This window comes from Paenibacillus sp. KACC 21273 (genome assembly GCF_028736095.1).
In the GTDB taxonomy this organism is placed as follows: Bacteria; Bacillota; Bacilli; order Paenibacillales; family Paenibacillaceae; genus Saccharibacillus; species Saccharibacillus kyungheensis.
This window is the reverse complement of the sequence record NZ_CP117876.1, coordinates 760,834-774,931: the sequence shown is the minus strand read 5'-3', so window position 1 is coordinate 774,931 and position 14,098 is coordinate 760,834. Positions and strand designations below refer to the sequence as shown.

At 36.0% G+C, this 14,098-nt stretch carries 9 protein-coding genes; 2 read left to right on the top strand and 7 right to left on the bottom strand.

Translation table 11 applies throughout. The features are described from left to right. Positions 1-73 precede the first annotated feature (73 nt). The 3 genes from PQ460_RS03430 to PQ460_RS03420 form a co-directional block, all read right to left on the bottom strand. Positions 74-817 (bottom strand): ABC transporter ATP-binding protein, encoded by a 744-nt coding sequence (locus tag PQ460_RS03430; RefSeq protein ID WP_274171805.1) that lies wholly within the window; start codon positions 815-817, stop codon positions 74-76. A gap of 11 nt (positions 818-828) precedes the next feature. Continuing rightward, positions 829-1,614, bottom strand: coding sequence for an ABC transporter permease (locus PQ460_RS03425; protein WP_274171804.1), 786 nt, complete (start codon positions 1,612-1,614; stop codon positions 829-831). A gap of 193 nt (positions 1,615-1,807) precedes the next feature. Beyond that, entirely contained in the window at positions 1,808-3,121 is a 1,314-nt protein-coding gene (locus tag PQ460_RS03420; protein ID WP_274171803.1) for a class I SAM-dependent methyltransferase, read from the bottom strand. A gap of 330 nt (positions 3,122-3,451) precedes the next feature. On the opposite strand from PQ460_RS03420, the gene PQ460_RS03415 reads away from it, so the two are divergent. Both PQ460_RS03415 and PQ460_RS03410 read left to right on the top strand, forming a co-directional pair. Beyond that, a complete protein-coding gene (locus PQ460_RS03415; RefSeq protein ID WP_443147190.1) occupies positions 3,452-5,722 on the top strand; it encodes an O-antigen ligase family protein in 2,271 nt (756 codons plus the stop codon). A gap of 81 nt (positions 5,723-5,803) precedes the next feature. Further along, complete coding sequence (locus PQ460_RS03410; RefSeq protein WP_274171801.1) at positions 5,804-7,006, top strand: sulfotransferase family protein; 1,203 nt, start codon at positions 5,804-5,806, stop codon at positions 7,004-7,006. On the opposite strand, the gene galU (PQ460_RS03405) is transcribed toward PQ460_RS03410, so the two are convergent. The 4 genes from galU (PQ460_RS03405) to PQ460_RS03390 form a co-directional block, all read right to left on the bottom strand. Further along, positions 6,999-7,892 carry a UTP--glucose-1-phosphate uridylyltransferase GalU gene (galU, locus tag PQ460_RS03405; protein ID WP_274172866.1) on the bottom strand — a complete coding sequence of 298 codons (894 nt, stop codon included), beginning with the start codon at positions 7,890-7,892 and terminating at the stop codon, positions 6,999-7,001. The two genes, PQ460_RS03410 and galU (PQ460_RS03405), sit on opposite strands and share 8 nt — an antisense overlap. A 114-nt stretch (positions 7,893-8,006) precedes the next feature. Further along, complete coding sequence (gene galU / locus PQ460_RS03400; protein WP_273613705.1) at positions 8,007-8,891, bottom strand: UTP--glucose-1-phosphate uridylyltransferase GalU; 885 nt, start codon at positions 8,889-8,891, stop codon at positions 8,007-8,009. 47 nt (positions 8,892-8,938) lie between these two features. Then, a complete protein-coding gene (locus PQ460_RS03395) occupies positions 8,939-11,146 on the bottom strand; it encodes a bifunctional alpha,alpha-trehalose-phosphate synthase (UDP-forming)/trehalose-phosphatase (protein WP_273613706.1) in 2,208 nt (735 codons plus the stop codon). Between the two features lie 340 nt (positions 11,147-11,486). Next, positions 11,487-14,000, bottom strand: coding sequence for a U32 family peptidase (locus PQ460_RS03390; protein ID WP_274171800.1), 2,514 nt, complete (start codon positions 13,998-14,000; stop codon positions 11,487-11,489). Between the last annotated feature and the right edge of the window lie 98 nt (positions 14,001-14,098).

Here is a 14,098-nt window from a genome sequence, read left to right as displayed (position 1 = left end):
TAATTTGAAATCGAATCATATATTTAATAAAAGTATAGTACAGTAAAGAGAACATAAGCTTCTATCTCCTTCCTTACGTGTACTTAGAATAATAAAAATCACACAATTCTTCGATATTTCCTTCTTTAATCAATTGACCTTTTTCTAAAATAATACCTCTGTTACAAAGACTTCTTATCTGATCAATAGAGTGAGAAACAAGTAATACACTTGTACCTTCTTTGACCATTTCGTTGATTTTTGCTTCACATTTCTGTTGAAACTTAAAATCTCCTACACCTAGAATCTCATCTACGATTAGAATATCCGGTCTAGTTGAAGTAGCAATTGCAAACCCTAATCGAGCATACATACCTGATGAGAAGTTCTTTACAGGAACATCAATAAATTCTGCTAATTCAGAAAAATCAACAATTTCATCAAACTTAGCATTCATTTCTTTTTTGGAGTAGCCTAAAATAGCTCCATTCAAATAAATATTTTCTCTTGCTGTTAACTCTGTGTCAAAGCCTGCACCCAATTCAATTAAAGGGGCCATGCGACCTGAAATATGCATAGTACCATTTGTTGGCTTTAAGACGCCTGCTATTGTTTTGAGAAGCGTGCTTTTCCCTGCTCCGTTAAGTCCTAGCACTCCAAATAATTCACCTTGTCTCACGTTAAATGTTACATCTTTTAATGCCCAAAATTTAGTATACGATATTTGATTTTTTAAGCGTTTAATCAAAAATTCTTTCAATCCACTTATTTTTTCAGTAGTCATATTAAAACACATCGAAACATTTTGAACATCGATAATCACATTACTATTCTCCATCATCAAACTCCTTAAATATAAAGGATAAATTTATCCTGACGTTGTTTGAAAAGATAAACTCCTATTAATAAAGTTACCAGAGCGTAACTTGCACATTGAATATTTAATTCTAACGGAGGAATATGTCCATACAATAAAGATTCTCTAAAATGAGTCAAAAAATAAAACATTGGATTTCCAAGAAGAAGTGGCATATATTTATCTGGCATAATACTTACTGGATAAATGATTGGTGTAGCATACATCCATGCAGTAATGAAAACACCATAAATATGTTCAACATCTCTAAAGAACACAACAATACTACATAAAATAAGACCTACACCTACACTAAATACAAATACATAAAAAATTGATAAAAAACTAAAAATAAAAGTATATTTAAGATCTACTCCTGTAATAAAACATACAATTAAAACTGCAATTAATGAGAACAACATATTTACTAATGAATACAAAACTTTGGATAATGGAAATATATATTTAGGGATATATACTTTTTTTATAATCTGCCCAGATGAATAAATAGAACTCATTGCTAAAGATGTGGAATCTGAGAAAAAGGAAAATAATACTTGTCCACTAATCACATAAGCTGCAAAATTCTCAACATTAAATTTGAAAAGTTCCTGAAATACTAACGTAATAATAATCATCGTTAATAGCGGATTAAGAACACTCCAAACAATACCCAGTACAGACCGCTTATATTTAATTTTTATATCTTTTGCCACAAGCAACTTCAATAAATCTTTATATTTATAGAAGTTCAAAAAATAACGTTTTAAATCATACATTCGTGTATCGCCACCTAGCTAACTTAATTTTCGAATAAAAAAATTATTTCTACTCATAAATTTCTATACTAAAATAATAAATTAATTGTATCTAACAAAAAAAGACACTAACTTGTCCAGTATACGTTAAAAGTTATAGAGCGTCCACTTATGGAAAAATTAAGATTTTAAAAGGAATATATGCATAATTCAATTACATTTTATTCTTTTTTCTTTTTAATGCTGTACTAATCATTCTCAATGGTTTTGTTATCCGCCAAGATGTAGAGTTAAGAAGGATACTATTTTCAATACGTATATTTTGATTCACAGCTAAAGCATTATCCCGTTCTTTTTTAGTGAATTCTAAATGCTCTTTAAGCTGCTCATGATCTTGTAGTATAGATTGCAAGCTTTCAATTTCAGATTGAAGACCTTCAATCCTAGTATTCAATTTTTGAAAAATAGATTCTGAATTTAAAATTTCTATATGACCTTTAAGCGATAACTTTTTTAAAGTGTCTCCTGTAATATTTATCAAAAACTCAGGATCCATGACTTGAAATTCTGTAAAGCTCTCTCTATGACCAAAAGAATTTAAGGATATCATTTGAATATTTGGTGGATACTTTAGAATATTAATATTAATCATTTCCCCTTCTAAAGGGATCCATTTTAAACTCTTAATAGTTCCTAATTTATCTAGAGCTTCAAATGTAACACTAAACTCTCTACCTTCAATATATAATTCCGCTGAGAGTGCCGATTCTGAGTTAAAACCTTCTCCTGTATCTATCAGCAATTTACTCATCAATTTTCTTTTGGCTAAAGGCATAATACTGTTTATTTTTTCAAGGTTAATTAACTGTTTATCTGAACATACTGCAATTAAATATTTTCCAGTATTCAAAGTATCATATAGATCGTCCAATCTATAATAAGTATCTTGATTTTTTTCTGTATGACATGATGCTAGATGACTAAATGTTTTGAATCCTTGCCGAAACATATGGGTGTACTTGAAGTCACTCTCCAAAAAATTCTGAAATTCATGATCATAAAATTCTTTGATATGAAACTTATTTGTAAAACCCACTACATCCGAATATAATCTTTTATCAGGTGTAGACATAATTAATATACCATCATGTTTGAGAACTCTTTTTATTTCACTCAAGAATTTTTTTTGGGCTTGTTCATCTACATGTTCAATGGTCTCAAAGCTGACAACTACATCAACACTATGATCAGAAATGGGTAAGCTTTTTATATCAGAAACTTTAAATTCGATATTGGTAGAGTGATATGCTTCATTTGCCCACTGAATTGAGTCTTCAGATATGTCAATTCCCCATACAAATTCAGCACGCTGTGATATCAAATTAGTACCATATCCTTCACCACAAGCAGCATCCAAAACTTTTTTGTTTTTTACCAAATCAAGAATAGCATGATATCTTTGTCTATGCTCGACTTCAATTTCACCAAAAACTTTGTTAGGGACATACCTTTCGCCTGTAAAGTCCATTTGGTCCTCCTTATTTAGCTAACATAAAATGAATCATTATATCAGAAAATAGTTATATTAATAATTGATAATAGTTCCTGTAATTAAAATATGCTAAAATAACTTAGAATTCTAACTTAAAAGGAGTTTAAAACATTGGCTAATCCAGTATACGGCAAACAGTTTAAAGCGTCCACCGAGGACGAAAAACGTGGAAGTATGTTTTGGGTCCTTAATATTTGTATGATTTTATTTTTATTATGGGCCCCGTTTCAAATTGCATTATTTAATGGTCTAGGTATCAGTTTTGAAAAGCCTCTTTTTTGGGCAATTATGTTGGTATGTATCCTAATGATTTTAGGACTCATTCAATTCAACAAAAAAGTACAATTGGATGATCAACGGGATATGGTTTCATTATTAATCATTTTACTCCCTATCTCGTATATGATCTCTATGTTTTCGGCTGCCTCTTGGCATTATGCCGTAAATATGGTGTTAATTCAATGGATGTACGCATTTATTTTCGTAATTGGTATCTATCTGTTACGTGATCGTGTCTCGAATAAGATTATTCAGATTACGTTAATGGGTTCCGCTTATCTGATTGTATTCTTCGGATACATCAGTTGGTTCGGTCAAGGTTATCTAGCTGGACATTTAGTATGGTGGTTCTCTAATGGAGTAGGTAACGGCGTCTACATTGATGCAGTGATGCAAGATTCCAACGGTTGGCGTTTAACTTCTGTATTCCAGTATGCAAATACATATGCAGCTTTCCTTATGGCTATTATGTTTGCAGGTCTATTTAATGCCAGTCGTCTCAAAACATGGTATGACCAATTGATTCATGGATTTATGTTGGTTCCTGTTATTCTAGCTTTAATTCTTACTCTTTCTCGCGGTGGTTTGGTTGTTTTACCATTTGTATTATTAATTTTGCTTCTATTACTTCGTCCTGCACAACAGATTTTATGGTTTATTAATCTGGTAATCGCAGGTATTGCAACAGCTGTTATCTTGAATCCAGTAACCGATATTGGACTACAAGTGATTGCTAAGTATGATGGTGCTGTCGCTGCAAAAGGTTGGGCTTATCTATTAATCGCTTCCTTAATTGCAGGAGTACTGATTATGCTCGTTGGACGTTATATTGCACCTAAGCTTGAACATGGTGTAGAAGGATGGACAGCACGTCGTGGTGCTAGCCTTTGGATTCCGATCGGTTCTGCTTTACTCGGTATACTTATGCTTGTGTTATTGATTGCAACTAATCTACGTAATCTGTTACCAGCTAATATTCGTGTACGTTTTGAAAATATTAACTTCCAACAAAGTAGTGTATTGGAACGTTTTACTTTTTATCGTGATGCGATGAAATTGTTACGTGACTATCCGCTGTTCGGTGCAGGTGGTGGAGCTTGGGGTGCTTCTTACGAAGCTTACCAGAATAACCCGTATGTCAGCCGTCAGGCACATAACTTCTTTGTTCAATATTTAGTTGAAGTTGGCGTAATTGGTTTTATTATCTTTATTTTGTTTGTTGGTTTTATTTTCTATAAATATATTCGTGGTTATTACAAAGCTAATCGTGAAGGTAAAGAATCTCACTTTATTTACTTTATTATCGTTGTATCGATCTTGATGCATAGTTTGCTGGATTTCAACTTAAGTTATGCTTATATGAGTATTCTAGTCTTTCTAGGTCTAGGTGGTATGGCTTCTGCGATGGATTTAACGCCGCTCAAGCGATTGAAAGCTCCTGCTGGAACGATAAGAGGTATTTACGTTTCTTTAATCGGTGTTGTTGCGATTATTGTTGCTTTCACTTCACTTCGTTTCTCTGTCGCTTCTCAAGATGTGATGGATTCTCAGAAAGCATCTCAAGTAGCAAGCCCGAGTTATGAAGGTATTCGTGCTCCACTAGATAAAGCATTGGCTATACGTAGCACATTCCCTGATGCTGTTGTATTTATGGGTTCCTTATTAACTCAAGTATTCCAACAGACTAAAGATGAACAATATTATAACGAAGATATTGCGCTTCTTACTAAAACACAAGAAAAAGAACCATTTAATAAAAATATTGTGAAACAGTTAGTAACGGCTTACCAATTGGGTGGTAAATCAGATGTAGCCTTTGATCTCCTTGTAAACAGTATTCCAAAATACAAATGGGATATTGAATGGTATGAAGGTGTAATCACTCAAGCCTATGCCCTCGGTAACCAGGCATATGAGAAAAAAGATAAAGCATCTGAAGAGAAATATTTTAATGCCGGTCTAAATGCTTATAAAGAAGTACAAGACGGTGTAGAATATCTCAAAACATTGCCTACTGGTCAGTTACAAGGTCGTGCTTTTGCTGTCACACCAAAAATTGCTCTAAATATTGGTAAAATTCAATTAATGCAAGGTAATACAGCTGATGCGGCAGCAACATTTAAATTAGGTCTAGCTGATGATCTAAATGATGAAACCAATCGTGAAGTTGCTCGCTATTATCTAGCTGCTTTGAAAAAAGAAAACCAAAGTGATCAAGCCATCTATGATAAGTTAATTAAAATAGATGCAAAAGAAAAAGAACAGATTGATGCCATTGTAAATACAAAATATAATTAATAATTTATAATTATTGGTTATATTTTCATTGAAAACCTCTGTATCATTATCCTTACTCTTATATCATTAAGGAGAAATTTGATGATAAATAAAGCAAATTCCAGAGCCATTTGTATTTTGGGTATGCACAGGAGTGGGACTTCTGCAATCGCGAGATCCATCAATTTGTTAGGAGTTTATTTAGGAGAGTCAGAAAATCTACTCTCTGCGCAGGAAGATAATCCACATGGATTCTGGGAACACTTAAATATAATCGATATACAAAATCGTATATTATGGGAATTAGGAGTATCTTGGGATACTCCTGTTCCACTTGAAGAACTATGGTGGAAAAAACCCGAAATGATCCCTTTTCGAAATGAAATCAAACAATTTATAAATCAGCAAATGATTTCTCAAAATTTATGGGCTTGGAAAGATCCTAGAACATGTTTACTTCTTCCATTATGGTTAGATATATTGCAAGAATTAGATGTTGAAGTTAACTTTGTTATTTCTATTCGTAATCCTTTAGATATTGCAAATTCTTTATTAAAAAGAAATAACATCCCTATACAAAAATCCCTAGGAATATGGATGAATTACATGATTTCTGTTGCAAGATGGACTGCAGACAGTAAATGTATTTTAGTTTCTTATGACGAATTTTTGGACGACTGGCATCACCAGTTATTTAATTTGTCGCAACAATTGAACTTACCTTGGCCAGAAAATGAATTAGAACTTAAAGAAAAAATGCAAAAATTTATAAATCCTCAATTTCGTCATAGCTACTCCAGTAGTGATCAATTAAAAGAAACAATAAGTTTAAAACCTTTTTTTAATCTTTACGATATTTATTTAAAAAAAATAAATTTTCAGCTTGATTATACTCTGCCACAAATAGAGGAAATCGCGTCAGAATATAAAACTTATGCAGCTCTATTTGATATTGCTAATCTAACCAAAATAGAGCTACGGCAAAGAGTTGAGTTGATTGATACTCGGCATAACATTCAACACTATTTGGAAGAATTACAAGAAGTACAAACTCAACTAAAATCACAACAGAATGAGCAAAAAAAAATCAATACATTTTTGAATAATTCATTAATTTCGGGTAAAGATATTGAAGAGAAGATATTGAATTTAGAAAATATGATTTCAGCTTTGAGAGAAGATCAACACAATTTGCAACAAATCTTACAATCTAGAGGTTGGAACTATCTAAAAAAATATTATATTTATAGAGATTTATTATTTTCTAAATTAAAAAAGATAACAAAAAAACACTCTTCTAAATGAACAGTGTTTTTTTGTTATTTTCTTCTGATAAAATAGTGCGCAAATAACTTAATGTTTCTTCACGTAACTCAGGATGCTTCAAAGCATAGTGAATGGTTGTCTGTACGAATCCACTTTTCTCACCAACATCATGACGTAAACCTTCAAATTGATATGCCAGAATTTTTTCTTTTAATGCTAATTGTGATATTGCATCTGTAAGTTGAATTTCTCCACCTACACCAACTTGCTGATTTCCTAAGATGTTAAATATCTCCGGTGTTAAAATATATCTGCCCATAATGGCTAAATTAGAAGGAGCATCTTCTCTTGCAGGTTTTTCTACTAGACCATTCGCTTGATACAATCGATCTGATATAGCTAAAGAGTCGACAATACCGTAACGTGACACAGCATTCCAATCGACTTCTTTCACACCTACAATAGATGATTCATACTCTTCATATACATCCATCATTTGCTTCAGACAAGGAATATCGGATTCGACAATATCATCACCTAAAAGAACAGCAAACGGTTCGTTACCGATAAACTTACGAGCACACCAGATCGCATGTCCTAGCCCTTTCGGTTCTTTCTGACGAATATAATGAATATCTGCCATTTCAGAAGGTTTACGTACAGCATCAAGTAAATCCCATTTCTCTTTTTCAGCTAGATTGTGTTCCAGTTCAAATGAGGAATCAAAATGATCTTCAATGGCACGCTTACCTTTACCTGTAACGATAATAATATCTTCAATTCCAGAAGCTACCGCTTCTTCGATAATATATTGAATCGTTGGTTTGTCTACAATGGGTAACATTTCTTTCGGCATAGCTTTGGTGGCAGGCAAGAAACGGGTTCCTAGTCCTGCTGCTGGAATAATTGCTTTGCGGATTTTCAATTTCATTCTCCTCTATATCTAATCATAGATATAATATACTTCATTCTTCATAGAGAAACCAGCTTAGAAACTAAAAAAGAGGCTTTCTCTAATAACGAGAAAGCCTCTTTTAGTTTATTTATTTTCTTCTTTTGCCATAATTTCATGCAAATATTCTAGCGTCGATTCACGCAATTCAGGATGTTGCAATGCGTAGTGAATCGTAGTTTGTACAAATCCGCTCTTCTCACCCACATCATGACGTAAGCCTTCGAATTGGTAAGCAAAGATATCTTGTTTTTCGCCTAATTTTGAAATAGCATCGGTTAATTGAATTTCGCCACCTGCGCCAGCATCTTGATTACCTAAAATATCGAAGATTTCAGGAGTCAAAATGTAACGACCCATGATCGCCAAGTTTGAAGGTGCTTCTTCGCGTGGTGGTTTCTCTACTAGACCTTTGGTTTTGTATAAACGATCCGATTCTGTCGTAGGATCAGCATCGACCAATCCATAACGAGATACATGCTCCCATGGTACTTCTTTCACACCGACTACAGAAGACTCATGCTTCTCATACACATCCATCATCTGCTTCAGACAAGGAACATCGGATTCCACAATATCATCGCCTAGAAGCACAGCAAATGGCTCATCTCCGATAAATTTACGAGCACACCAGATCGCATGCCCTAGTCCTTTCGGTTCTTTCTGACGAATGTAATGAATATCTGCCATTTCAGAAGATTCACGTACAGCATCTAGAAGTTTCCATTTTTCTTTTTCTTCTAGATTTTGTTCCAATTCAAATGAGTAATCAAAGTGATCTTCGATCGCGCGTTTGCCTTTACCTGTAACGATAATAATATCTTCGATTCCGGAAGCTACCGCTTCTTCGATAATATATTGAATCGTTGGTTTATCTACAATCGGTAACATTTCTTTTGGCATTGCTTTGGTTGCAGGCAAGAAACGTGTTCCTAGTCCTGCTGCTGGGATAATGGCTTTACGAATTTTCATGGTTCAAACTCCTTTTTCTATGCTTGATTGCATCTATAGATTATATATTATACTTCTTGTTTGTTTTGTGTAACTAATCGTTTGAGCAATAAGCGCATATCTTTTACCGATTTCAAACGGTAATTAGCATGCGTATTGCCTGTTCCGATTTTGACGGAATATGAATCTTTTGGAAGCGCTGAGAACAAATCTTCATCTGTTGTATCATCGCCTACACCCAAAATAAAGTCATATTCTTGATCACGAAGCAACAAATGCGCTCCATGTCCTTTGTTAATACGGTTATCTTTCACTTCTAGCACTTTATTACCTTCTAGTACACCGATACTCATCGAATTGGTTATCGACAACAACGCTTCTTTAAGTTCGTCACGTTTGAGTCCGATCATATCAGGTTCGCACTGTCTGTAATGCCATGCTAACGAGTATTCTTTTTCTTCAATTAACGATCCTGGCGTACGATCTGTATATTTCTCTAAAATATGACGAATCGTATCTTTCCAATCGTTATCCACATTGACAGTCATCATCCACTCTTCGTCTGCTCCTGGCTTACGGAACCACAGACCATGAGAAGCGATAATATGAAGATCCAGATCACCTAGCCATTTTTCCATTACAAAGCGATCTCTTCCTGTAATAATAACGACTGTATTACGAGGGTCTTTGCACAGATCAGCAAGCAATTGCTTCAGCTCTTCGTCTGGCTTCGCTTGTTCTGGTGTAGGCTTAAATCCTACCAATGTACCGTCATAATCTAAGAACAGTAATCGTTTTTCTGAATCGCTATACACTTTTTCCATATCTGAATATCCAGATTTGAGATTCAGAAGTGGACGAGTAGGCGTCTGCTCTTCAGTTGTATTTTTAAGAGCTACCAGGAATTCATCTGCCCAGAATTTCACATTATAACGGGAAAGACGAACATGTAGCATCTTATTACGTTCAATTTTTTCATGATCCGGCATATCAAGTGCTGTTTTGATACCTGCTGCAATTTCACCGTAATCGTTCGGATTCACGATAACCCCTTCGCCCAACTCACTCGCTGCTCCTGCTGTTTCACTCAGAACAATCATACCTTTGTAATCAGTACGAGAAGCGATATATTCTTTGGCTACAAGGTTCATACCATCGCGTAGTGGAGTTACTAAGAGCACATCACTATTGCGGTAGAAAGCGATAAGATCGTCTTGCGTAAATGTACGGAAAAAGAACCAGACTGGCATCCAGCTTAATGTACCGAATTTACCATTCACTTCACTGACGAGCTCTTCGATTTCACGTTTTAGCGAATCATATGCTTCTACACCAACACGAGAAGGTGCTACAATCAAGTTTAAGCGTACTTTCTCATGGTATTCAGGGTATTGCGCCAGAAACTGCTTAAACGCTTTAATACGATCTGGAATCCCTTTGGTGTAATCTAAGCGATCGACCGAGATAATATTTTGTACACTTTTTGTACTTTCAATAAATTCTTGTGCTTCTGAAGACAAGTTCTGAGATTGATTCGGTGCTGCAAAGTAGTCGTAATCAATACCCATCGGGAAAGCATCCACTTGCACAGTATGTGTTTCTCCGTTGATTTTGTATAAGTTATGTTCTTTACCTAAAATACGACGTACACTACTTAAAAAGTGGCGTACATAATCATAAGTATGGAATCCAATCAGATTAGCTCCCAATAATCCTTGCAAGATCTCTTCACGCCAGATTAACAGGCGATAGATTTCGAATGAAGGGAATGGAATATGCAGAAAAAACCCAATCCGAGTATCGGGATATTTTTCTCTGATCATCTGTGGAAGTAACATTAATTGATAATCATGAATCCAGATCGTATCATTTGGTTCGATCACAGGCTCTAACGCATCAAAAAACTTCTGATTGACGTTTTTGTAAGCATCCCATGTCTCTGTATTGTACTCTGCTTTGTCATTAAAATAATGGAACAAAGGCCAGATCGTTTCATTACAGAATCCATGGTAATATTGCTCAATCTCTTGTTCCGACAAAAAGATCGGTAAACAGTTATATGATTCTTGCAATTCACTATTGATCGTTTGTGTTTCTTCTTCGTTAAGATCGTCTTGTGCTACTCCAGGCCATCCTGCCCATAGACTATCGGATTGTTCGTGGTAGCTTTTCAGACCGGTAGCCAGTCCACCTATACTTTTACTATATTCAATCTCTGTTTCACCTTTTTTTACAGTTACAGGTAAACGGTTGGATACAAAAATAATTTTACTCATTGAATCCCCTCTCCTAAACAATAATTGAATAATTATGTGATTGGCTTGCTTTTCATTATGTGTAAATCACCTGAATTTATCAGGCCATTTCTTTCATTTGACTTCACCGACAGTAAAGTCATTGCTTATGCAAATTACCCTTAAATTATATGTACGACTCAACATGGCTGATCACAAATCATTATGAGAACCTTTTCATCCGCTATATATCTGGAAAAATAATGATTGCAAAATCAGCAAAATTATCAGTCTATTTGTAGGTGAACGATCGTCCACTGGGACATAAAAAAAGAGAATGCTTAGCGCATTCTCTTTGTCTTATATCTATATACATTTCTGATTATTTGACCAATTGTCCGCGGGTTACACCTAGCTGATTAGTAGCTTTCAAAGTACGCCACACTTGAGTACCGTTGATCTCACCACGTAATGCTTTGGTATACAATTCGATCACTTCTGTGACTTGCTCTGGTGTTTCTTCAAGGAACTCAATACGGTAACTAGGCACTCCCAATTGTAGGAAATCACTTAAGTATTCAGCACCGGATTGTTCAATCGCATTATAAACAGTATTACGACATCCTTCATCTACACGTACCGGATGAGACATACCAATCCGGTCTTGCAACGAAACACGTTTTTCTTCACAAGGACGACCACAGTTCGTATAGTCTGTGCCTTCACTAAGGAAAGTACAATATACACAATGCTCGGTATGGAACATTGGCATATGCTGATGAATAACGACTTCTAATTGAGAAGTCTGTGTACGACTGAGCAAATCAACCATTTGTTGAATATTGAGATCGTATGAAGGTGTGATACGGTCAACACCTGCTTCTAAAAATAGATCTACTGTTTTGTGATTTGCTACATTCAAAGAGAAATCCCCGATTAATTCTGGATGATTTTCTTCTGGATGTGTCTGACGACGACTCAAGTAATAATACAATGCTCCTGTATTACGTACCAGTACTGCATCCGGTTGGAGACGTAGAATATTGGCATGGTAACCATTTTCACCAGGCATATGAATACGTGGTGTCGCTAAAGCGATTTTTTTACCGGCTACACGTACAGCGGCAACAGCAGCAGGAAATTGCTTAATAAATTCAAAGTCAGCATAGATCATTTCGATTCCAGCTTGTAGTGCTGCTTCTACTTGCTCTACGCTACGGCACAATGCTGTCAATGTTGCTGCTGTACCTTGAACAGGCGCAGAGGCTGCCACAGAATCACCGTATACTTCGATATCACGTTGAATATACACAGGTGGCTTCGGACGCTCTCCAGCAAGCTGTTCTACTGCTTGACGACGAATATTGTTAAGCTCACGCATCGGGATAATAATATCACCATGCAATTGAACTTCTAATTGATCCAATTGGAAAACAGTTCCTCCCAGACGACCAAATTGTTCTTCCAATAATTCAGAAGTCATCGGACGTTTAGCAGCAATCTCTAGTTCCATTTCAGAATCGACACGTACAGTAACTCCTTTTTGTACATCTGTCCACCATGTCACTAAAGGCTGTCCTACATGCCCTACAGCTTTGACATGAACAGGGAATACACGATAAGGCTTCTCGGTATCAAAGCTTTGTCTCATTCGTTTGTCGAGCGCAGGATCATTGGTTTTCCATACTTTATCACCGACATGTACACGATGTAGATTCACATCGTTACGACCTGGAACAATATCAACCATCCATGTCTCATCAGCTTCGCCTTCGATCTTCACGCCTTTACGACGTAGATCATAGACACGTCCGCCTTGCTCTTTTTGCGTAGGATCTCCAGCATCAAATACAATCCCGTCTCCACGTTTAAGCGGAGCTTCTAAGCGGCAGACTACGCCATCGCGTAATACTTGCTCGACGCGGCCCATATAGACACCACGGCTTTTTGGAAATGTACCGTCAACCAATTTTTTGTTATTCGTTCCATCTAAGAAACCATGCGTAAATCCACGAGAAAAGCTTTGTTCCAATTCACGAATATCTTCGCGTGTAATCGAATCACGATCTCCTTCAAAATAACGATCGATCGCTTTACGGTATTTGCTCACAACGTTGGCTACATATTCAGGCGTTTTGAGACGACCTTCAATTTTGAAAGAAGTCACTCCTGCTTCGATTAATTCAGGCATAATATCGATAGCCGCCAAATCTTTAGGAGAAAGCAAATACGTCACGTCTCCCATAATCTTCTGCGTTCCATCCACCATTAGATCATATGGCAAACGACAAGCTTGCGCACATTCTCCGCGGTTGGCAGAACGTCCGCCCCACATTTCAGAAGTTAGACATTGACCGGAATACGATACACATAGTGCGCCATGAACAAATACTTCCATTGGCAAACGTGCTTGCTCACCGATTTTTTTGATTTGTTTAAGGTTATTTTCACGTCCAAGTACTACACGCTCAATATCAAATGGCTTCGTAAATTCAACTGCTTCTGGTGATGTAATTGTCATCTGTGTCGAACCATGAATCGGGAAGTCTGGTGAAATCTCACGAATCATTTTAACCAATCCCAAATCCTGTACGATTACAGCATCTACACCTGCCACAACACAAGCATCGATCAATTCACGAGCATCGTATAATTCATTTTCAAATACCAGTATATTAAAGGTTAAAAACCCTTTGACTCCGTAGCTATGCAAAAACGACATAATCTCAGGCAATTCATCCATACGGAAATTATTCGCACGTGCTCGTGCATTGAACTTCTCCACGCCAAAAAAGACTGCGTCTGCCCCATTGGCTACCGCCGCCCGCATGCAGTCCCAGTCACCCGCAGGTGCTAAAAGCTCCACGTCTTCTCTTCGTAACCCTGTATCACTCATGTAAAGTTTATATCCTCCTAGATTGCCGTAACATTGGCAACACGTTTTAATATTGATCATGCGATCATGTATATCAACAGATACGATGATTTAAATTT

Coding starts and splice junctions, on each gene's coding strand:
- PQ460_RS03430 (WP_274171805.1), bottom strand. CDS start 817: ATGGAGAATAGTAATGTGATTATCGATGTTCAAAATGTTTCGATGTGT.
- PQ460_RS03425 (WP_274171804.1), bottom strand. CDS start 1,614: ATGTATGATTTAAAACGTTATTTTTTGAACTTCTATAAATATAAAGAT.
- PQ460_RS03420 (WP_274171803.1), bottom strand. CDS start 3,121: ATGGACTTTACAGGCGAAAGGTATGTCCCTAACAAAGTTTTTGGTGAA.
- PQ460_RS03415 (WP_443147190.1), top strand. CDS start 3,452: ATGATTTTAGGACTCATTCAATTCAACAAAAAAGTACAATTGGATGAT.
- PQ460_RS03410 (WP_274171801.1), top strand. CDS start 5,804: ATGATAAATAAAGCAAATTCCAGAGCCATTTGTATTTTGGGTATGCAC.
- galU (WP_273613705.1), bottom strand. CDS start 8,891: ATGAAAATTCGTAAAGCCATTATCCCAGCAGCAGGACTAGGAACACGT.
- PQ460_RS03395 (WP_273613706.1), bottom strand. CDS start 11,146: ATGAGTAAAATTATTTTTGTATCCAACCGTTTACCTGTAACTGTAAAA.
- PQ460_RS03390 (WP_274171800.1), bottom strand. CDS start 14,000: ATGAGTGATACAGGGTTACGAAGAGAAGACGTGGAGCTTTTAGCACCT.